16 protein-coding genes are annotated in these 20,542 nt (G+C 68.6%); 5 read left to right on the top strand and 11 right to left on the bottom strand.

Going from position 1 to position 20,542, the window contains the following annotated elements; translation table 11 throughout:
- Positions 1–568 precede the first annotated feature (568 nt).
- Positions 569–3,553: a UPF0182 family protein gene (locus GLP40_RS07720; protein ID WP_328289833.1), complete on the bottom strand. Its 2,985-nt coding sequence runs from the start codon at positions 3,551–3,553 to the stop codon at positions 569–571.
- A gap of 180 nt (positions 3,554–3,733) precedes the next feature.
- On the opposite strand from GLP40_RS07720, the gene GLP40_RS07725 reads away from it, so the two are divergent.
- Complete coding sequence (locus GLP40_RS07725) at positions 3,734–4,342, top strand: PPA1309 family protein (protein WP_328289834.1); 609 nt, start codon at positions 3,734–3,736, stop codon at positions 4,340–4,342.
- A gap of 2 nt (positions 4,343–4,344) precedes the next feature.
- Here the strand turns inward: GLP40_RS07725 and GLP40_RS07730 are convergent, their stop codons facing one another.
- Complete coding sequence (locus GLP40_RS07730; RefSeq protein ID WP_328289835.1) at positions 4,345–5,370, bottom strand: YlbL family protein; 1,026 nt, start codon at positions 5,368–5,370, stop codon at positions 4,345–4,347.
- 85 nt (positions 5,371–5,455) lie between these two features.
- On the opposite strand from GLP40_RS07730, the gene GLP40_RS07735 reads away from it, so the two are divergent.
- From GLP40_RS07735 to GLP40_RS07745, 3 genes are all read left to right on the top strand, one after another.
- A complete protein-coding gene (locus GLP40_RS07735; RefSeq protein ID WP_154787140.1) occupies positions 5,456–6,868 on the top strand; it encodes a zinc-dependent metalloprotease in 1,413 nt (470 codons plus the stop codon).
- A gap of 80 nt (positions 6,869–6,948) precedes the next feature.
- Complete coding sequence (locus GLP40_RS07740; RefSeq protein ID WP_154787141.1) at positions 6,949–7,809, top strand: TOMM precursor leader peptide-binding protein; 861 nt, start codon at positions 6,949–6,951, stop codon at positions 7,807–7,809.
- A 44-nt stretch (positions 7,810–7,853) separates the two neighbouring features.
- Entirely contained in the window at positions 7,854–9,242 is a 1,389-nt protein-coding gene (locus GLP40_RS07745) for an ABC1 kinase family protein (protein ID WP_154787142.1), read from the top strand.
- A 238-nt stretch (positions 9,243–9,480) separates the two neighbouring features.
- Here GLP40_RS07745 and GLP40_RS07750 read toward each other — a convergent pair whose 3' ends face one another.
- The 6 genes from GLP40_RS07750 to GLP40_RS07775 all read right to left on the bottom strand — a co-directional run bounded on the left by GLP40_RS07750 (position 9,481) and on the right by GLP40_RS07775 (position 14,067).
- A complete protein-coding gene (locus GLP40_RS07750; protein ID WP_407671544.1) occupies positions 9,481–9,822 on the bottom strand; it encodes a WhiB family transcriptional regulator in 342 nt (113 codons plus the stop codon).
- A 113-nt stretch (positions 9,823–9,935) separates the two neighbouring features.
- Positions 9,936–10,298: a hypothetical protein gene (locus GLP40_RS07755; protein WP_154787143.1), complete on the bottom strand. Its 363-nt coding sequence runs from the start codon at positions 10,296–10,298 to the stop codon at positions 9,936–9,938.
- A 207-nt stretch (positions 10,299–10,505) separates the two neighbouring features.
- On the bottom strand, positions 10,506–12,662 hold the full coding sequence (locus tag GLP40_RS07760) for an ATP-dependent DNA helicase UvrD2 (RefSeq protein ID WP_196054590.1): 2,157 nt from the start codon (positions 12,660–12,662) through the stop codon (positions 10,506–10,508).
- A 96-nt stretch (positions 12,663–12,758) separates the two neighbouring features.
- On the bottom strand, positions 12,759–13,226 hold the full coding sequence (locus GLP40_RS07765) for a MarR family winged helix-turn-helix transcriptional regulator (protein ID WP_154787325.1): 468 nt from the start codon (positions 13,224–13,226) through the stop codon (positions 12,759–12,761).
- Positions 13,226–13,648 carry an EVE domain-containing protein gene (locus GLP40_RS07770; protein WP_154787145.1) on the bottom strand — a complete coding sequence of 141 codons (423 nt, stop codon included), beginning with the start codon at positions 13,646–13,648 and terminating at the stop codon, positions 13,226–13,228. The genes GLP40_RS07765 and GLP40_RS07770 overlap by 1 nt, the downstream gene beginning before the upstream one ends.
- Positions 13,645–14,067 carry an SRPBCC family protein gene (locus GLP40_RS07775; RefSeq protein WP_154787146.1) on the bottom strand — a complete coding sequence of 141 codons (423 nt, stop codon included), beginning with the start codon at positions 14,065–14,067 and terminating at the stop codon, positions 13,645–13,647. Before GLP40_RS07775 ends, GLP40_RS07770 begins: the two co-directional genes overlap by 4 nt.
- 149 nt (positions 14,068–14,216) lie before the next feature.
- On the opposite strand from GLP40_RS07775, the gene GLP40_RS07780 reads away from it, so the two are divergent.
- Positions 14,217–14,447, top strand: coding sequence for a mycoredoxin (locus tag GLP40_RS07780; RefSeq protein WP_154787326.1), 231 nt, complete (start codon positions 14,217–14,219; stop codon positions 14,445–14,447).
- 60 nt (positions 14,448–14,507) lie between these two features.
- Here the strand turns inward: GLP40_RS07780 and nudC are convergent, their stop codons facing one another.
- The 3 genes from nudC to GLP40_RS07795 form a co-directional block, all read right to left on the bottom strand.
- The gene (gene nudC / locus GLP40_RS07785) at positions 14,508–15,428 is read right to left on the bottom strand and encodes an NAD(+) diphosphatase (protein ID WP_328289837.1); all 921 of its coding nucleotides are present in this window, start codon (positions 15,426–15,428) and stop codon (positions 14,508–14,510) included.
- A gap of 20 nt (positions 15,429–15,448) precedes the next feature.
- Positions 15,449–16,507 carry a potassium channel family protein gene (locus GLP40_RS07790; RefSeq protein ID WP_407671545.1) on the bottom strand — a complete coding sequence of 353 codons (1,059 nt, stop codon included), beginning with the start codon at positions 16,505–16,507 and terminating at the stop codon, positions 15,449–15,451.
- 118 nt (positions 16,508–16,625) lie between these two features.
- Positions 16,626–20,537: a UvrD-helicase domain-containing protein gene (locus tag GLP40_RS07795; RefSeq protein WP_328289839.1), complete on the bottom strand. Its 3,912-nt coding sequence runs from the start codon at positions 20,535–20,537 to the stop codon at positions 16,626–16,628.
- Between the last annotated feature and the right edge of the window lie 5 nt (positions 20,538–20,542).

Below are 20,542 nucleotides of genomic sequence, written 5' to 3' on the forward strand. Positions count from 1 at the left end.
CTCCTCGAATCGCAGTGGGCAGCCGAGGATTTCGGCGAGGGCATCGGTCTCGCGGCGAGAGCACCGCGGGACCGGTCACCCGCGTAGACGTGTCCAGCGTGGCCGGGCCCGGTGAGCGCCGCCACCGCGACGGCGGCGACCGCGCGGATCGATGACCGAGATGCGTTCCGACCGAAAAGCACACGCACAGTGTCGGATTCGCGGACCGAATGCGCCCACTGCAGTGCGCTGGATATGAATCCGGCAGGGGCACACCATGGTCCACGCGATCCCGCTCGCACGGACGGCATCCTCGCCCGCGGGCGACCCGGGATCCTTCGATGCCGTCCACTCGCTCGAGACCACCCCGGCCTTCTACACCGTCGGGTGGACCCGCGCCTCCGATCACGCCTGTCGTTCGACCGTGGCCCTGAAATCCGAAGCGCCCCGGTCACCCAACCGCCCCGGGCACACGACCCGGGACCAGTCCCCAGACATCGCGGGGCTGCTCGGGAATCGCGGGGCTACTCGGGAACGCGAAAGGCGCTGTCACCCGGTGGGTGACAGCGCCTTCACGCTCGCGAGTTGGTTACCCGCCCGCCTTCTCGTAGTTGTTCACGGCGTTCTGCAACTGCTCCAGCGCCTTGCCCAACTGGCCCAGGTCGCCGGACTTCTGCGCGTCCTGAACCGCCTTCAAGGCGTCGTCGAGCTGTTTCACCGCCGCGTCCCTGCCGGTGGACCCGGTGGCCGGTGGGGTCACCGGCGTGGTCGGCGGGGTCGCGCCCTGGGTCGGCGGGGTGCCCGCCTGCCCCGGTTGATCGGTTGCGGCGCTGCCGGTTCCGGGCAGCACCTGATCGAGGGCTTCCTTGACCGTCGAGCCGTAGCCGACCTTGTCGCGGTAGCTGGCCAGCACCTTCACCAGCTGCGGGAACGACGGCGCGTTGGGCCCGCCGGTATTGCGTTCCAGGTACCAGGGTTCGACGTAGAGAATGCCGCCGTCGCCGACCGGCAGGGTCAGCAGATTGCCGTATTTGATCTTGTTGACATTGCCGCCGGTCAGCAGGTTCCGGTCTCGGGACACTTGATCGGCCGTCGTCATGGACGTCTGCGTCTGGCCCGGGCCCGGCGTCTGTGAATCCGCGGGCAGCTTCAACACGGTGATCTTGCCGTAGTTGTCGGGATCCGAATGCGCCTGGATGTAGGCGGACAGGAAGTTCCGCTTGTAACCCACCATCACGCTGGTCAGGTTGAACGCGGGCTTGCCGGTCTTCGAATCGCCGAGCAGGACGTAGTACGGCGGTTGATGCGCGCCGCTGGCCGCGCCCTCCTGCGTCGGATCATTGGGCACCGACCAGAAGGCGTTGTTGGTGAAGAACTCCCGCGGATCGTCCACGTGGTACTTCGCCAGCATCTCCCGCTGCACCTTGAACAGGTCCTCGGGATAGCGGAAGTGCGCGCGCAACTCGTCGGAGATGGCGCTCTCCGGCTTCACCGCGTTCGGGAACACTCCCATCCACGCCTCGAGCACCGGGTCGGTCTTGTCCACCTCGTACAGGGTGACGGTGCCGTCGTAGGCGTCGACGGTGGCCTTCACCGAGTTCCGGATGTAGGAGACCTCCTTGCGTGGCAGTAGACGCCCGGTGGTCTGGTCGATGCTGTCCTCTACGACGCCATCCAGCGAGGTCTTCTGCGCGTACGGGTAGCTGTCGAGGGTGGTGTAGGCGTCCACGATCCAGACGATGCGGCCCTTCACCACCGCCGGGTACACATCCCCGTCGGCCGTCAGCCACGGCGCCACCTGGGTGACGCGGTCGCGCGGATTGCGATTGAAGATGATCTTCGAATCCGGCCCGATGGCGCCCGAGAACAGGATGTTGCGCTCGGCGTACTTGGCCGCGAAGGCCAGCCGGTTGAACCAGTTGCCGATCGGCACGCCGCCGGCGCCGTCATAGGTGAACTGGTTGGTGGGAGTGTCATATTCGCGCTTGGGCTGGTTGTTGCCGCCCACGATGGCGTAGTCGGCATCGGACTTGGCGATCAGCTCGCCGTAGTAGATGCGCGGCTGATCGACCGGGATGGCCTGCTTGTCCTTGGGCGTGAACAGATCCGAGACCGTCGAAAGGTCACCGACGTTGAACACCGGGTAGCCGTAGCCGCCGCCGGAATCGCTGCCCGCGGTCTGCCCGGCCTGCTGGGATTCCTTGGGCGGGGCCGCGTTCACCTTGTTGGCCGGCGAGGCCACGAAGCCGTTGCCGTGCGTGTACACGGTGTGCTTGTTGATCCAGTCGGTCTGGTTGCCGGACAGGTTCTGCGGCTGCAGCTCGCGCGCGGCCACGATGTAATCGCCGATTTCACCGTTGATGGTGTAGCGGTCGATGTCCAGCGGATCCGGGAAGCCGTAGAAGTTCTGCAGCTGCAGGTTGCGCTGAATGAAGGTCTGGGTCAACAGGTTCGGGTCCAGCAACCGGATGTTCTTGATGGTCTGCTGGTCGGCGGGGACGGTGACCGGGTCCTTCGTCGCCTCACCCTTGTAGTTGACGTATTCGACCTTGTCCTGGGTGAGCCCGTAGGCGGCCCGGGTGGCCTCGATATTGCGCTCGATGTAGGTCTGTTCCTTGGTGGCCGCGTTCGGGCGCACCGAGAACTGCTCCACCAGCAGCGGCCACACCGCGCCCACCAGCACCGAGGACAGCACCAGCAGCGCCGCCGCCATGGCCGGAATCCGCAAGTCGCGCAGCACGACTCCGGCGAAGAAGGCCAGAGCGCAGATGACCGCGATGGACAGCAGGATCAGCTTGGCCGGCAGCACCGCGTTGATATCGGTGTAGGAGCCACCGGTGAAGGTCGGCTCCTTGCGGGTGCTCGACAGCAGCGCGTAGCGGTCCAGCCAGTACGCGACCGCCTTGAGCAGCACGAAGATTCCGGCCAGGACGGCCAGCTGCACGCGCGCCGAGGTGCTCAGCGTGCCCTCGCGGCCGGACAGCCGCAGCCCGCCGAAGACGTAGTGCGCTACCAGGTTCGCGAAGAACGCGATCACCACGGAGACGAACAGCCAGTTCAGCACCATCCGATAGAACGGCAGGTCGAAGGCGTAGAAGCCGACGTCCAGATGGAACTGCGGATCCTTGACCCCGAACGAGCCGCCGTGCAGGAACAGCTGCACCGTCACCCAGCTGGACTGCGCCACCAGGCCCGACAGCACGCCGATGAGCACCGGAATGCCGATGCCGAACAGGCGCAGCCGGCTCATCACCGTGGCGCGGTAGCGGGCGATCGGATCGCCGGGTCCGCTCATCGGCACGAACACCGGACGCGAGCGGTACGCCAGCAGCAGTGCCAACCAGATGATCCCCGCCACGACCACCGCGACCACCAGGAACAACAGGATCCGGGTGAGCAGCACGGTGTTGTAGACGTTGCGGAATCCCACCTCCCCGAACCACAACCAGTTGGTGTAGGCGTCGGTGAGCCGGGGCCCGACCAGTAACAGCGCGGCCAGCACCAGGGCCGTGACGAGCAGAATGCGGCTGCGTCGCGACAGCGAAGGTAAGCCGGTCGGGGGGCGCATGCCCACGATGCCACTCTCCCAGGGTCCGGCGACGCCCCGGCCGGGATACCGGCACGCAGCGTCGCAGTCCGATGATGCGAGTTGGTCCCAGGGGACCGTTCGCGCCCCACTCTACGTAAAACGCCCGCCGCGCGACCCAACACCTGCCGCGTGGGATGCGCCCGGGCGGGATGCGAGGATTGCCGGGTGAATCCAGAGCAGTGGGCGGCGTCGGCCCTGTACCGGTGTATTCGGGAAGTCGCGGAGTATGTCGACGGCGAGGGCTGGGACCGCCCGCCGCAGATGTTCGCGCTGGTGCCGACCGCCGACCTGGTCGCCGCCGAACCCGCCCTGCTGGATCAGCTCGACGAGCAGGACGCGCTGACTCCCATCGCGCAGGAGCCCTTCCCGGAGGACATCGCGGGTGAGGCCGACGCCATGGCGCTGGACGAGTTCCTCGCCACCACCAGTTGGCCGCCGTCGGTCGAGGGCTGCGTTCTCGTGCAGCAGATCGTGGTGCTGCCGCCCGCCGCCGAGCAGACCCTCGACGACGCCATCGCGCCCTTGCTCGCCGACCGTGACGCCGCCGACCAGGCCGCGCGCCGCGCGGCCATGACGCACGCGGAGCGCCGCGACGCCCGCCTGTTCGTCGGTGTCCTGCGCGACGGCACGTCGCTGTCGCTGCTCCAGGTCCGTCCCAGCGAGGACGAGGAGGATCCGTTCGGCGACCTCGACCTGCGCACCGCGCCCAACCTGGCCCCGAACCTGGTCGAGGCCCTGCGCCACACCCTCGAGAACGATCCGGACGAGTACTGAGCTCAGCTACAGCTCGCGGCGTCCTTGCCCGAGTTGAGGTCCTCGAGGGATTGGACTGCGCCGGACAGGTTTTCGACCTTGACCAGGCGCAGGCCGGCCGGGGTGCGCTGGGCGGCCTCGTTGCAGTTGGCGGCCGGGACCATGAAGGTCTCGGCGCCGGCCTCGCGGGCGGCGATCATCTTGTATTGGATGCCGCCGATGGGTCCGACCTTGCCGTCCGGATCGATGGTGCCGGTGCCCGCGACGAACTTGCCGCCGGAAAGATCACCGGTGGTGAGCTTGTCGATGAGGGCCAGGGTGAACATGAGGCCCGCCGAGGGTCCGCCGATCTCGCCGAGATTGAAGTCGACCTTGATCGGGCCCTTGGAGATCTCGTCGGGGGTGATGCCGAGGTAGCCCTTGTTCGAGTCGTCGGGGCGCGCGCCCAGGGTGATCTCGGCGGTCTGCTCGACGCCGTCACGGCGGACGACCACCGGAATGGTGGTGCCGGGCTTGGCCGAGGAGACCGCGGACACAACGTCTTTGGCGGTGGCGATCGGCTTGCCGTCGACGGTGACGAGTTCGTCGCCCTTCTTCAGCATGTCCTTGGCCGGACCGTCGTCGGCGACATTCGCCAGCTGCACCGCGGTCGGCAGCTTCAGAAAGTTGAGGGCCGCCAATTCGGCGGAATCCTCGGAATCCTTGAACTGCTGCTGATTGGATTTGTCTACATCGTCACGCGACTGTCCCGGGGGATAGACCTCCGCACGCGGCACCAATCCATGCTGCCCGTCGATCCACAAGCCGATCGCCTCGAAGATATTCAGCCGATCGCGAACGGAGACGGTGGTCATATTGAGATTGCCGGAGGCCGGTTTCACCTCCGCGCCCCGCACGTCGACCACCTGTTTTCCGTCGACTTCGCCCAGCGTATTGAACGTCGGCCCTGGTCCGAGCGCCACGAACGGAACGGTGACGACACTGCCCAGTATGACCAGCGCCAGAATCGGGACCAAAGCGGCGAGCAGGGTGAATATCCGACGGTTCACGCGGCCAAGGGTACTGGTCATCGAGGCCATTGCCGCATTCCGCTCGGCGGTTCGCGTGATCCGTGGCTCCAGTACCGTAGTGGGTATGAGTGATTTCCCGTTCGGATTCTCGAATCGCGACGACGATCCGGAGCGCAAGCCCGGGGACCAGTCGAGCGATTCTGGTGCGAACAACCCGTTCGGATTCGCTATGGGCGGTCCGGGCGGCGGCGGATTCGATCCCTCGCAACTCGGTCAGATGCTGACGCAGCTGGGTGCCATGTTCTCGAGCATGGGACAGCCGGGCACGCAGACCGGTCCGGTCAATTACGACATCGCCAAGCGGCTGGCCCGCCAGCAGCTCGGGTCCAGCGTTCCGCCCGTCTCCTCCGGCGCCCAGAGCGCGGTCAACGACGCGGCGCACCTGGCGGAGCTGTGGCTCGACGCCGCCACCACCTTCCCCGCGGGCGCGAGCAAGACCGTCGCGTGGACCGCCAACGACTGGATCGAGGAGACGCTGCCCACCTGGAAGCGGCTGTGCGATCCGGTGGCCGAACAGGTTTCGGGCATGTGGACCGCGACGCTGCCGGCCGAGGCCCGGGAATTCGCGGCCCCGATGTTCGGCATGCTCGGCCAGATGGGCGGACTCGCCTTCGGTTCGCAGTTGGGCCAGGCCCTGGGCCAGCTCGCCAAGGAGGTGCTGACCTCCACCGATATCGGCCTGCCGCTGGGCCCCGACGGCACCGCGGCGCTGCTGCCCGCGGCGATCTCGGAGTTCAGCGCCGGGCTCGAGCAGCCCGAGAGCGAGATCCTGGTCTACCTGGCCGCCCGCGAGGCCGCCCACCAGCGGCTGTTCGCGCATGTGCCGTGGCTGCGGCAGCAGGTGCTGGGCGCGGTGGAGGATTACGCGCGCGGCATCAAAATGGACTTCTCGGCCATCGAGCAGGCCGCCCAGAACCTGGATCCCATGGCGCTGGCGCAGGATCCGTCGAAGCTGGAAGAACTGCTGTCGCAGGGCACTTTCGAACCGCAGACCACTCCCGAGCAGAAGGCCGCGCTGGAACGGCTGGAGACGCTGCTGGCCCTGATCGAGGGTTGGGTGGAGACCGTGGTCGCCGACGCGGTGGGCGATCGGCTGCCCGGGGCGGGCGCGCTGGCCGAGACGCTGCGCCGCCGCCGCGCCACCGGCGGCCCGGCCGAGCAGACCTTCGCGACGCTGGTCGGGCTGGAGCTGCGACCGCGCAAGGTGCGCGAGGCCGCCGCACTGTGGCGGCGGCTGACCACCGACGCCGGGCTGGAGAAGCGCGACGGCGTGTGGGCGCACCCGGACCTGCTGCCCGACTCCTCCAGCCTGGACGCCCCGGCGAGTTTCATCGACTCGGTGCTGGGCGGCGGCGCCACGGTATTCGACGATCCGCTGGCGCAGCTGGCCGAGACGGAGGCCCGGGAGCGGGCCGAGAAGGAAGGCAAGGGCGAGGATTCAAAGGGAGACAAGCCCGAGGGCAACGCCACGGCCTAGTTGTGGATAACCCGCGAAAGCGCTGATGAGCAAGCGTTTTCGCGGGTTTTCGCGTTTCCGGGGGCGGGCAGGCTGGTGGCATGACGACTGTGACGCCGACCCGCGGACCGATGCTCCACCCTCGAATCACCGTGCTGGTGCGCCCGAATGGCACGGTGCAGCTCGGGTGGGATCCGGAGCAGGCGGTCATCGTGCAACCGCCCGGGCCGCTCGAGGCGGTGCCCGCGCTGCTGCGACTGCTGGACGGATCGCGGACCGAGGGCGAGATTCTCTGGCGGGCACGGGAATTGGGGTTCGGACCGGAGGTCGCGCAGTCGCTGCTGACACAGCTGGCCGCCGCCGAGCTGCTGGCCGCCGACGAACCGCGCGCCCGGCTGCGCAAGGTGCGCGTCCACGGGCGCGGGCCGCTGGCGGACGCACTGCTGGAGGGTCTGCGCCGCATCGGGTTGCGGGCCAAGCACTCCCTCGGGCGGCCGTGCGAGCCGGGAATCGCGGAGCTCGACACCGAGCGCCCGGATCTGCTGGTGCTCTCCGACACCCTGGTTCCGGATCCGGGTCTGGTCACCGGGCTCATGCGCCGCCGCGTACCCCACCTGCAGGTCCGCGTCCGCGACGGGCGCGGCATCGTCGGCCCGCTGGTGCTGCCGGGCCAGACCGGCTGCCTGCGTTGCGCGGACCTGCGTCGCGCCGAATTCGAACCGGCCTGGCCTCAGCTCGCCGCGCAGCTGCTGGGGCGGGTCGGCTACGCATCCCCGGCGGGCGTGGCCATGACCGCGGCCCTGGCGCTGAAGGAGATCGAGACCGTCTCCTTCGGCCGGGTGGAGCATCCACCGGCCACGTTGAATGCCACGCTGGAAGTGGATCTGGATACTCCGCACCTGGATCGGCGGCCGTGGCCGGCCCATCCGAACTGCGGTTGCGGCGAAAGCGCACGAGTGTGACGGAAAGCACTATCCTTCCTCACCCGGAAGAACACCTCAATCCCATGGCGGACCGTCTGGGACATCGGCATGATGGGAACGTGTCAGAGATTGTGAGCAAGCGCTCTTCCCGCAATGCCAAGCTGGCCAAGATTCCACTTGGCATCGCAGGGCGGGCAGCCGTGGGTTTCGGCCGCAAACTTGCCGGGGGAGACAAGCAGGAGATCAACGCCGAGCTGAACCAGAAGGCTGCCGAGCAGCTCTTCGCGGTCCTCGGTGAGCTCAAGGGCGGGGCGATGAAGTTCGGCCAGGCGCTGTCGGTGATGGAGGCAGCCGTCCCGGAGGAGTTCGGCGAGCACTACCGCGAGGCGCTCACCAAGCTGCAGGCCGCCGCGCCGCCCATGCCGGCCGCGGCGGTGCACCGGCAGCTGGATCAGCAGCTGGGAACTGGTTGGCGGCAACGCTTCCGGGAATTCGACGACGCGCCCACCGCGTCGGCCAGCATCGGCCAGGTACACAAGGCCGTCTGGTCCGACGGCCGCGTGGTCGCGGTGAAGGTGCAGTACCCGGGTGCGGACGAGGCGCTGCGCGCCGATCTCAAGACGCTGAACCGGATGGCGGGCATGATGGGCTCGCTCATTCCGGGGGCGGATGTGAAGCCGGTGCTCGCCGAGATCAGCGAGCGCACCGAGGAGGAACTGGACTACCGGATCGAGGCCGGGCATCAGCGCCAGTTCGCCAAGGCCTTCGACGGCCATCCCCGCTTTCTGGTGCCGAAGGTGGTGGCCAGCGCGCCGAAGGTGATCGTCACCGAGTGGCTGGACGACGCCACGCCGGTCTCGAAGATCATTCAGCGCGGCATGGAGGATCCGGCGGGCACGCTCGACCTGCGCAACCGGACGGCCACGCTGATGGGCGAATTCCATTTCAGCTCACCGGCCATCGCGGGCCTGCTGCATGCCGATCCGCATCCCGGCAATTTCATGGTGCTCGAGGACGGCCGCCTCGCGGTCATCGACTACGGCGCCTGCGCTTCTTTGCCCAATGGCTTCCCCGCGATCCTGGGCCAGATGGTGGCGCTCGGGGTCGAGGAGCGCTACGACGAACTGACGGCGCTGCTGCACGACAACGGCTGGGTCATCCCCGGAAAGTCCGTGAGCATCCAGGAAATTCAGGACTACCTGCGCCCCTTCACCGATCCCATCAAGACCGAGACCTTCCACTTCACCCGTCGCTGGATGCAGCGCGTGGCCGGCAAGGCCACCGACATCTCCAACTCGGACATGATGAAAACCGCCCGCTCCCTGCAACTCCCGGCGGAACATGTGATGATCTTCCGCGTCCTCGGCGGCTCCGTGGGCATCTGCGCCCAGCTCGACGCCGAAGTCCCCTTCATGAAGCTCATGGAGGACTGGGTCCCCGGCTACGCCGAAACCCTCCGCGCCGCGAGCTGAACTCGAACCCGATTCGATTGGGCTGAAAGGGGTTTCAGGAGAAGGCCCCCTGGAGAAGACTCTCGCCGAACGGCGTTCCAGGAGAACCCTGGAGACCCTGGTTGAAAAGGGTTCGAGGAGAAGCTCTTGATAGCTACGGGAGTCGTCTGAGCTACGAGAGTCGTTCGGAAGCAAGACGACCCGCCTACCGTCTGGTAAGCGGGTCGTATGCGTTCTACTCCCCCGGAAGCCGGGGCGGTCATGCCACCGCGACCTTGCGCGGGCGGCCACGCGGGCGCTTGCGGGCGATCACGACACCCTGGTCGAAAATCTCACCGCCCCAGACACCCCAGGGCTCACCACGATCCAGCGCGGCAGACAGGCAGCCCTGGCGGATCGGGCAGGAAGCGCACAGCGCCTTCGCCTCCTCCAACTGGGCGGGAGACTCGGCGAACCACAGGTCCGGGTTGCCGACTCGGCAGGGCAGAGTCATGGTGACTCCCCGGCGGGTGCGGGAAGTCGTGTTGGCCACGGTGTTGCGGCATGTCACTCGTTCACGGATGACCGCGGTGGACACGTCGTGCTCCTTCAGCTCGTGCATCGGTCGTTCGGTGTGTCGCGAAACCGGTGCCGGCGGCTGGAGGGCCGGTAAAAACTATGGCCACGGTTTCGCGGGTTTCGCGATCCGTGGCCAGGAGGTCTGGAAGTGGTTCCCTACCTGAGTCGACTTCGGTGTCGACTCCTGATCACGGTCGCTGGGTCGGTGGTGTTGGGGCGGACTGTCGGCAGATGCACCGGACGCTCGGTTCCGGTTGCGGCTGCGAGGGTTTCGACGGCCGCGTACACGGCTGCCGGGTGCCAGCCACCCTTGGGCTTGTCCTGCTTGATCACGATCTGCTGATCGGCTTGGGCTTTGCTTGCAAAGACCTGAAGACCAAGATCGCCATTCACGCCGGACATACGAATCCCCTTGGACGCGAGGATCCCCCGGGAGACGGACGCGACGGACGTGACACGTGCCGTCGCAAAACGGCCGGCGATGCTGCCGGTCGAAACGAAGCTCGAAATGTTGTTCATCGGTCTGCCTCCCTCCTTCACTCGTATGCGATCAGTGCTTTGTGCACGCGGATTCTTCCCCGGTGCTGAGAACCACAGTAGGTATCCGTACGGATGCGCACAACCCATTTTTGACCTGCGCTTTTAGGGGCTTGCTCATGTCGAGGCTCTCGTGTCCCGCTTGTCTGTCGGCGGCGGGGCACGAGTCGAGAGTGATGCGAGGTGGCGTCAGGAAGGGTCGCGAAGCGTGGATCGGACTATGGCCAGGACATCCGCGCCGTAAGTGCGTAGCTTCTTCGCGCCGATGCCCGGGATCGCCACGAGGGCTCGGTCATCGGTCGGACGCTGTTCGGCGATGGCGGTGAGGGTCGTGTCGCTGAACACCACAAAATGTGGCAGTGACAGCTCGTCGGCCTTCTCCTTGCGCCATTCCCGAAGCGCTTCCAGCAGTTCCGAGTCGATGTCGGCAGGGCACCGGGAGCAGCGGCCGAGCATGGTGGCCGTGGTGTTGAGCAGTGGACGGCCGCAGATACGGCAGGTCGGGTGGGCGCGCTTGGGCCCGTTGCGTCGATCGGTGGTGTGGGTGGCGATGCGCGAGGCCGGGGAGTCGTCGGGGACCAGGCCGATGAGGAAGCGCGAGCGGCGGCGCACCTTGCGGCCGCCCTCGGAACGGGCCAGGGCCCAGGACAATTGGAGATACTCCCGCGCCCGGGTCACGCCGACATAGAGCAGGCGGCGTTCCTCCTCGAGGGCGGCCTCGTCGGAAACCGTTGCGTCCGAGCCCAATACGTGCTGGATGGGCAGAGTGCCGTCGGCCAGGCCGACAAGGAACACGGCGTCCCACTCCAAACCCTTGGCCGCGTGCAAAGAGGCCAGGGTGACGCCCTGCACGGTCGGTGGGTGCCGGGCCTCGGCGCGAGCGGCCAGATCGCGCAGCAGCCCGGTGAGTTCCAGGTCGGGATCCTGCGCGGTGAGTTCCTCGGTGAGCCGGACCAACGCCACCAGCGAGGACCAGCGTTCCCGGGCCTGGGCGCCGATCGGCTCCTCTCTGGTGAGCCCGACCTGGGCCAGCGCGGCGCGCACCAGGGTGACCAACTGTTCGCCGCGGGCGTTGGGCAGATCGTCGCGATTGGCGGCGGTGCGCAGCGCGGACACCGCCTGGCGCACTTCGGGGCGGTTGAAGAAGCCCTCGCCCCCGCGCACCTGATACGGAATGCCGGCCTCGGTGAGCGCTTGCTCGTAGACCTCCGACTGCGCGTTGATGCGGTAGAGGATCGCGATTTCCGCTGCGGGAACACCGTTTCCGAGCAGTTTGGCGACCGCCTTGGCAACGGCGGCGGCCTCGGCGGGTTCGTCGTCGTATTCGGCGAACACCGGTTCCGGGCCGTCGGCGCGCTGGCCGATGAGCTGCAATCGAGTGCCGGCGATACGGCCGCGCGCCGCGCCGATCACGCGGTTGGCCAGCGACACCACCTGTGGCGTCGAGCGATAGTCGCGTTCCAGGCGGACAACCGTGGCGTCGGGAAAGCGGCGGGAGAAGTCCAGGAGATAGGTGGGAGTAGCTCCCGTGAAGGAGTAGATGGTCTGGTTGGCGTCCCCGACCACGGTCAGATCGTCGCGGTCACCGAGCCAGGCGTCGAGCACCCGCTGCTGCAGCGGGGTGACGTCCTGATACTCGTCCACCACGAAACACCGGTAGCGGCCGCGGAACTCCTCGGCGACGGACGAATAGTCCTCGAGCGCGGCCGCGGTGTGCAGCAGCAGATCGTCGAAATCGAGCAGCAGACCGTCGGGAGTGTTCTTCAGCGCCTCGTAGTAGGTATAGACCGCCGAGACCTTCTTCGCCTCGTACGGCACGTCGCGGTGGCGGCGAGCGGCCTCGCCCGCATAGTCCTCGGGCGCGATGAGCGAGCCCTTCGCCCACTCGATCTCACTGATCAGATCGCGCAGGCTGTCGGTATCGGTGGGCACGCCCGCGCGCCCCGCGGCCTGGGCCACGATGGGGAACTTGCCATCGATCAGCCGCCACGGCACATCGCCGACGACCTGGGGCCAGAAGTACTTGAGCTGCCGCAGCGCCGCCGCGTGGAAGGTGCGCGCCTGTACCTGCCCAGCCTCACCGCCCGGGCCCAGGGCCCGCAACCGATTCCGCAGTTCCCCCGCCGCGCGGGCGGTGAAGGTCACCGACAGCACCTGGTCGGCCCGCACGTGCCCGGCCGAGACCAGGTGCGCGATGCGGTGGGTGATGGTGCGCGTCTTGCCGGTGCCCGCGCCCGCCAACACGCACACCGGTCCCCGGGGCGCACGCACGGCCGCCGCCTGCTCGGCATCGAGGTCGTCGAGCCGGAGCTGGGCGTGGGTGGGGACGGCAGTCACGCGCTCCATCATGACAGCGCCCACCGACAGCTTGGGCAGCCGTCGGCCTGGCGGCGTGGAATCTAGGGACTCCCGGCACAGGCCTGCCGAGGCTCCGGAAAGCGCTCAGCCGTGCTCGCGGTCGCGGAGTTGACGCAGGGCGGCGGTGAAGCGGGAGGTGCGGTCGCCGAGCGGGGCGAAGAAGTCGCGGTCGCAGGCTTCGACGACGCCGATGGCCCGATTGACCAGGGCGGCACCGGTTTCGGTGGGGACCAGGGATTTGGCGCGGCGATCGGTGGGGTGGTCGCGGCGTTCCAGCAGGCCCTTCTGTTCCAGGGCGCGCAGCACCTGGGAGGTCATCATGGGGTCGGTGGCGGCCTGGTCGGCGACATCGCGCTGCGTGACCGGCTCGCCCCCCGATCGGCCGGTGAGCCAGGTCAGGGAGGCGAGCAGGACGAACTGGACGTGGGTCAGGTCGAAGGGGGCCAGCGCCGCGCGCTGCGCGGCCTGCCAGCGATTGGTCACCTGCCAGAGCAAGAGACCGGGACTTTCGTCGGCGTGCTCGAATTCGGTGTGTAATCCCTCATTCGCCATCACTGTCCGACCATAGCGCGGGAGATGACGTCGAAATCGTGCGCGGTGAGCTCGACCAGGCCGCGGCGCAGCACCATACCCCAGTTGGGGACGCTGGTCAGGTCGAGTTCGGCGCGCAGGTCATCGATGGCGACCTCGCGGGCCGTGCGGTCGTAGTCGACCGCGCGCCGCCAGGGGCGGAAGCATCCGCCCTGTTCCTCGACCTGCCAGGCCGGGCCATCGGCGATGGTCCCGATGGCGGTGAAGGATTTGATCGGTTCACCCTCGCGCATGCCGGTGCGGGGCGAGTAGTAGACGAGTCCGTCACCGGCTTTCATGCGTTCCACGGCGGATCGCTTGCCGTGATTGGCTTGCGCGAAGCCGAGTTCCACGCCGCGCCGGACATGATCGCGGGAGACGACGGCGAGCCAGTACCTGGTCATACCAGCACCGCCTCGGCGGCGGTGACCAGCGCGTCGACATCGCGCTGCAGGGAGTCGCGGAGACCGCCGCCCATGATCTTGATCCAGAGACCGCGCAGCGGCCCCTCCATGGTGATGCGGACCTTGACCGTGGTGCGCCGACCGTCGGTGGTGACCTCGTGGGCGAAGATCAGCCGCGCGCCGACGAGCTTGGAGGAGTCGACGAATTCGGTGTCGGTGAGCTTGGTGACGACGAACTTGGTCTTGGGGCCGCCCTTGGGCTTGAGGGTGCCGGTCGCACCCTGCTCGAACGGGCCGTCGAGGGTGACCCATTCGGTGTCCTGGTTCCACTCCGGCCAGGTGGCCATGTCGGCCCATTTGACGAAGAAGGCGGCGGGAGCGGCGGTCGAGGTGGCGGTGGCTTCAGCGATGAACGTCATGAATTTAGTATGCGCGCTTACTATCTTCCCGTCAACCCCGGATCCCCGATCGGTTCGAAGCGGCGTCGATCGGCTCACAACCGCCCCTGCGCGGGAACACGATCAGCGGCGAGTATGTTGCACCGACCGTGACTGCTACCGATCTGACCATGTACTCGACGACCTGGTGCGGCTACTGCCGCCGTCTCAAGAAGCAGCTCGACGAGGCCGGCATCACCTACGAAGTGATCGACATCGAAGAGCACCCGGATGCCGCCGAATTCGTGGGCAGCGTCAACAACGGCAATCACGTTGTGCCGACCGTGAAGTACCGGGACGGCTCGACCGCCACCAACCCCACCCTGGTTCAGGTGAAGCAAGCCCTCGCCTCCATCGGCTGAGCCCCGGGGATGAAGAAGAAGCCGCACACCAGCAGGTGTGCGGCTTCATGTTGCGCCCGCTCAGCCTTCGGCGGCCCAGGATTCGACGATGGTCCGCGCGATCGAAATCGAGCCCGGCAGTAGCAGTTTCGCTTCGCCGCCGGTGGCCCCGGTGGGCGAGCCCCATGCACCCGCGGCCAGCGCGTCCCGCACCTCGCCGCGAGTGAACCAGTGCGCCTCGGCGATCTCGCCATCGTGGAAGGCGAGCGGCTGGTCCGGGTCGGCGACGGCGGCGAAGCCGAGCATGAGCGAGCGGGGGAACGGCCAGGGCTGGCTGCCCAGGTAGCGGATCTCGCGGACGTCGACGCCCACTTCCTCCTTGATCTCGCGTTCGACGCAGCGTTCCAGGGACTCCCCCGCCTCCACGAAACCGGCCAGCAGCGAGAACAAACCCTGTGGCCAGGTGTGCTGGCGGGCAAGCAGGACTCGGTCTCCGCCGTCGTGGATGAGGCAGATGACGGCCGGGTCGGTGCGCGGAAAGTCCTCGTGCCCGGCTTCGCTGATGCGCGACCACCCGCCATTGGCAGAGGTGGTGGGGCTGCCGTCGACGGCGCTGAAGGCCGCCTTGTCGTGCCAGTTGAGCAGGGCGATGGCGGTGGAAAGCAGGCCGGTGCCGAAATCGTCGAGCTCCAGGGTGGAGCCGTAGGCGCGCAGATCGGCCAGCGTGCCCTCGATGGTGTCGTCGCGCACGGCCCACAGGTGGGTCTCGCCGTCCACACCGAGGAAGACGGCCTCGGGCGCGCGTTCTGGAGCGATGGTGAGCGCGGCCTCTAGCACCACGGTCCCGTTGTCGATGCGGACCTGGCCGCGTTTGTTCATTCGGAGCAGTTTCGCCTGGGCCCAGCCCTCTTTCAGGGCTTGCTCGTCGGAGCGAAGGTGTTCGGCCCGGTCGAGGGAGGTACGGGACAGCACCGGAACGGCATTCAGCTGGAAACCTGACACACCTCGAGACTAGACGGTGCTCACGCGTGGACCCGCCGCAGATAGAGCAGTTTGTCCCCGGTTTCGAGAGCGTCGGTCTCGGGATCGCCGACGCGGATGAGCCGGCCGTCGCGGACCACGCCCAGCACGATGTCGCGCAGGTGGCGCGGCGAGCCTCCGATCTCCTCGGTTTCCACGTCGCGTTCGGCGATGGCGAAGCCGGCCTCGGGGGTGAGCAGATCCTCGATCATGTCCACCACGGCCGGGGTGGTGGTGGCGATGCCGAGCAGTCGGCCCGCGGTCTCGGAGGACACCACCACCGAGTCGGCGCCGGACTGGCGCAGCAGGTGGGTGTTCTCGGCCTCCCGGACGGCCGCGGAAATCTTTGCCCTGGGATTGATTTCGCGGGCGGTGAGGGTGACCAGGACTGCGGTGTCGTCGCGGTTGGCGGCGACGACGACCGCCGAGGCGTGTTGCACTCCGGCCAGCCGCAGCACATCCGACCTGGTGGCCGAGCCGTGCACCGTCACCAGTCCGGCATTGGCGGCGAAGTCGAGCACCTGCGGATCGGTGTCGACCACCACGATGTCGCCGGGCTGTACGCCGTCGGCCAGCATGGCGTCCACGGCGGTGCGGCCCTTCGTGCCGTAGCCGACTACCACGGTGTGATTACGCACGGTGCGCCTCCATCGCTGAATCTTGAACGCCTGCCTGGACCGTTCGGTGAGCACCGCCAGGGTGGTGCCGACCAAGACGATGAGGAACAGGATCCGCAGTGGTGTGACCACGAGAATATTGATCAGCCGTGCGGTGGGGGTGACGGGTGTGATGTCGCCGTAGCCGGTGGTCGACAGCGACACCGTGGCGTAGTAGGCGCAGTCGAGCAGGTCCATCTTGTCGCGGGCATTGTCGTGGTAGCCGTCGCGGCCGATGTAGACCACCAGGGTGGCCGCCACCAGCAGCGCCACCGCCAGGCCCAGCCGCCGCAGCAGCGAATACCAGGGACTGGCCTGGACGGCCGGGATCCGCAGAACTCCGACGAGCGCGAAATCGGGCCGGTCGGTCAGCCCCGCCAGTCCGCGGGAGGAATCACCGAACACGCTAATCACCGGTCATTTCGGGCACTTCTGGCTGCGGCACGGTCCGGAGCGTACCGGGCGAATCGGTGCACACGGGGTTCGCGCTGGGGCGCGTCGCGAAGTCTTGGAGCAGACAAATTCAGCCGAGCGGGTCCGGCGGCAGCGTTTCCGGGTCCGGCGGCGGCTCGAAATCGGGCGGTAAGTCGAAGGCGGGCAGCGGTTCCCGGCCATCGACCGCGGCCTCGGGAAAACCCGCGGGCCGTAACGGCGCGAAGGGCGATGGCGCATCGGGGCCCCCTGGCGCTTCTGTGTCCGGAGGCGGCTCCGAGGCGAGCGCGGGGTCGCCGTCGAACCCGGCGGGCTCGGGTCGCACGGAAGCGGCCGGGAGACGCAGCATTTCGACACCGGTGGGTTCGGGCGGGTCCGGGTCGTCCGAGTACGGCTCGAACGTGGTCGGGGGGATCCGACGCGGGGCCGCCTCGGTGATGATGGCGGCGAGTTCGGCTGGGCCGGGGAGGTGTTCGGGAGCGATAGTGCGGCCGGTGCGCACGTAGTGGAAAGCGGCGACCGTCTCGCCCAGCACGTCGGCTTCGGGGCGGCCGGCGCGGGCGGCCTCCAGCCGGGCCCAGGCCAGCCGGTAGACGGCGAGCTGGATAGCGACCGAATCCATGTCGGCGCGTTGAGGTTCCGCGCCGGTCTTCCAGTCCACGATGACCCAGACTCCGTCGGGGCGGCGGAAGACGGCGTCCATGCGGCCGCGAATCACGGTGCCCGCGATGGTGGTTTCGAAGGAGATCTCGACCTCGACCGGATTGCGGTCGGCCCATGGGGAGACGAGAAATGCCTCCTGCAGGCGCATGAGATCGGCGTCGGTCTCGGTGAGGTCGGCGGCGCCGGGCAGTTCCTCGAAACCGAGCAGGCGCGCGCCTCCGAACCAGCGTTGCAGCCAGGCGTGGAAGGCGGTGCCGCGACGGGTGTACGGGCTCGGCGGATACGGCAGCGGACGGCGCAGGCGGGCGGCGAGTTTCGCGGGATCGGCGCGCAGGTCGACCAGGGCCGTGGCGGCGAGCTGGCCGGGCAGTTCGACCTCGCGCACGGCCTGTTCGGCGGCACGGTGTTCGGCGATGAGAGCATCGACGTCCTCGGCCCAGCCTTCGGGATCCTCGCCCTGTTCCGGTTCGGTCTCCGCTGCGGCGCCGCCGAATTCGGGTCCGAAGTCGAGTTCGGTCTGCTGCGGCCGGGATTCGGCGCGCAGGGTGGCGAGGGCGGCCTTGACCAGGGTGGCGCCCTCCTCCACGAATTCACGGCGGGAGCCGAGAGGGTCGCGCGGCCAGGTGGCGGACTGCGGGTTGTCGGTGAAGGGGTTGGGGGTGTCGGGCAGGGGTGGATCGTCCCAGCGGTCGATGCGGACACCGCGCGCCAGCTCCGAGCCGGGGGTCTCGGTCTCGGTTTTGAGCTCGAGCAGAAAAGCGGAGGGGCCCTTGGGTTTCGATCCGGTTTCGGCCCAGTGGTGGGCGGAGACGAACAGGGCGCGCTCGGTGCGGGTGAGGGCCACGTAGAACAGGCGGCGTTCTTCGTCGAGGCGGCGGGCGGCGAGGGCCTTCTTGTGTTGGTCGAGGGCGCGTTCCAGGTCGGCGCGGTCATAGAGGCCGGTCAAGTCGAGGACGGGAACGCCGTCGGCGGCGTCCTCCTGTTCGCGATCGCCGCGCAGGATGGTGGGAAGTTCGGCGAGCGCGCCCATCCAGGTGGCGGTGCCGGTGCCGGAGGGGAAGGTGCCGTCGACGACGTGCGGGACGGCGACCACTTCCCATTCGAGGCCCTTGGCGGCGTGCACGGTGAGCACCTGCACGCGGTCGTGCGCGACCTCCACTTCGCCTGGCTCCAAACCGTTCTCGACCTCCTCGGCGGCAGCGAGGAAGTCGAGCAGGCCGGACAGCGAGGAGCGGTGGTCGGCGGAGTATCCGGCCACTACCTCGGCGAAGGCGTCGAGGTGCTCGCGTCCTGCGGCGGCGTGGGTGCGGCGGGCCTGGGTCTCCACCCCGACGCCGATGGTGCGTTCCACATCGGCGACGAGTTCGGCCAACGGCTGCCCGGCCCGCTCGCGCAGGGCGGACAGTTCCCGGCCGAGAGCCACGATACGGGCGAAGCCCTGCTCCGAATACTGCTCCGGCTCACCGGGATCCGCGATGGCATCGCCGAGTCCTGCCTTCTCGGCGGGTTCGGGCGCGACCTCGCGCAGCGCCTCGTCCAGGGTCGCGCTGTCGGTGATGGCATCGGTCTGCCCGGCTGGCCGCCGGATGGACAGTTCCCGGGCACGACGGGACAGGGCCGCGATATCGGAGACGCCGATCCGCCAGCGCGCGCCGGTCAGGATGCGCACCGCCGCGCTGCCGGCCGAGGGATCGGCGACCAGGCGCAGGGTGGCGACGATATCGGCGACCTCCGGTGTGTGCAGCAGCCCGCCCAGACCCACGATCTCCACGGGTAGTCCACGCTCCCGCAGGGCTTCCGCGAGCGGGGCGGCGTCGGCATTGCGCCGCACCAGCACGGCGGAGGTCGGTGGCGGGTCACCCTCGTCGCTCGCGGCCGCCCATTCGGCGGCGATCCGCTCCGCAACCCATTCCCGTTCCACCGCGACGGTTTCCGTGAGCGCCAACGCCACCACGCCGGGTGTGGCATCCGGCCGGGGCCGCAGCGCGTCGACTGTCACGCCCCCGCCGCGGGCCGCTCGTTTCCGCAGCGGGTCCGAGACCAGATTGGCCAGATGCAGGGCCTCCGGCGGATTCCGCCAGCTGGTGAGCAGCGGCAGGATCGGCGCGGGAACCCCTGGGGCACTGGGGAAGTCGGTGGCGAAGCGCGGCAGGTTGGCCGCCGACGCGCCACGCCAACCGTAGATCGACTGCATGGGGTCGCCGACCGCCGTGACAGCCAGCGGCTGCGGCCGACCGCGCCCACCTGAGGCGGCCCGGTCGTCGCAGGCCCCCTGACCGCGCCCCGGCGACGGTGCGCGGGCGCCTGTGTCGCCGTGCCGATCGACGTCGAACTCCACATCGCCACCGCGTGTCTCGGTTGCGCCGACCGGTCGCGACGCCTCCGGCCCCGAGGCCGCGTCCCGCGCCTGCGGCGCCGCCACGCGGGCCGCGCCAAAGAGGGACGACAGCAGGATGCGCTGGGAGTGGCCGGTGTCCTGATATTCGTCGAGCAGGATCAGGCGGAAGCGATCGCGTTCGGCGGCACCGACTTCCGCGTGGGTGGCGGCGAGGCGGGCGGACAATGACATCTGGGCGCCGAAGTCCAGCGCGCCGCGGCGGCGCAGTTCCTCGGCGAGGCGATCCACCAGGGGCAGCAGGGCGACGCGCTCGTGCTGGGCTTCGAGCAGGTCGAGCAGCGCCTTCTTGGGGCCGCCCTTCTGCCGGGGTCCGGCGGGGAGGGTGTGGACGAGCCGCTCCAATTCCACGTGGGCCGTGGCCAACTGGCGCGGCTCCACCAGGTGTTCGGCAAGCTGGCCGGAGAGGGCGAGCACGGCCTCGGTGACGCCTACGGGGCTGCGGTCGGTCTCGAGGTCGCCGTCCCAGGTGGAGACGACACGGTAGGCGAGCTGCCACAGCTGGGTCTGGGTGAGCAGGGTGGCGGTGGGTTCGACCGGCAGTAGCAGGCCGTATTCGGTGAGCAAGCGGCCCGCGTAGGAGTGGTAGGTGCTGATCTCCGGTTCGGAGGCGGTCAGCTGAGCGCGCAGGCGGCCGGTGGGGTCGATGTCGCGCACCACCGGGGAGCCCGCCAGCCGGGCCAGGCGGGTGCGGATGCGTTGGGTGAGCTGCTGGGCGGCCTTGCGGGTGAAGGTGAGGCCCAGCACTTGTTCGGGTTCGACCAGGCCGTTGGCGACCATCCAGACCACCCGAGCGGCCATGGTCTCGGTCTTGCCCGCTCCCGCGCCCGCCACCACCAGGGTTGGGCCTGGCGGGGCGGCGATCACGGCGGCTTGTTCGTCGGTGGGCGGGGGCAGGCCCAGCGCGTCGGCGAGCTGACGCGGGGTGATGCGCCCACCTGTCACCCTGC

The sequence above is a fragment of the Nocardia aurantiaca genome (assembly GCF_009708175.1).
Taxonomy (GTDB): Bacteria; Actinomycetota; Actinomycetes; order Mycobacteriales; family Mycobacteriaceae; genus Nocardia; species Nocardia aurantiaca.

Bases quoted from the DNA above. Each gene is read 5' to 3' on its own strand.
- GLP40_RS07735 (WP_154787140.1), top strand. From the start codon at position 5,456: ATGAGTGATTTCCCGTTCGGATTCTCGAATCGCGACGACGATCCGGAG.
- GLP40_RS07740 (WP_154787141.1), top strand. From the start codon at position 6,949: ATGACGACTGTGACGCCGACCCGCGGACCGATGCTCCACCCTCGAATC.
- GLP40_RS07745 (WP_154787142.1), top strand. From the start codon at position 7,854: ATGGCGGACCGTCTGGGACATCGGCATGATGGGAACGTGTCAGAGATT.
- GLP40_RS07750 (WP_407671544.1), bottom strand. From the start codon at position 9,822: ATGCACGAGCTGAAGGAGCACGACGTGTCCACCGCGGTCATCCGTGAA.
- GLP40_RS07755 (WP_154787143.1), bottom strand. From the start codon at position 10,298: ATGAACAACATTTCGAGCTTCGTTTCGACCGGCAGCATCGCCGGCCGT.
- GLP40_RS07760 (WP_196054590.1), bottom strand. From the start codon at position 12,662: ATGGAGCGCGTGACTGCCGTCCCCACCCACGCCCAGCTCCGGCTCGAC.
- GLP40_RS07765 (WP_154787325.1), bottom strand. From the start codon at position 13,226: ATGGCGAATGAGGGATTACACACCGAATTCGAGCACGCCGACGAAAGT.
- GLP40_RS07770 (WP_154787145.1), bottom strand. From the start codon at position 13,648: ATGACCAGGTACTGGCTCGCCGTCGTCTCCCGCGATCATGTCCGGCGC.
- GLP40_RS07775 (WP_154787146.1), bottom strand. From the start codon at position 14,067: ATGACGTTCATCGCTGAAGCCACCGCCACCTCGACCGCCGCTCCCGCC.
- GLP40_RS07780 (WP_154787326.1), top strand. From the start codon at position 14,217: ATGTACTCGACGACCTGGTGCGGCTACTGCCGCCGTCTCAAGAAGCAG.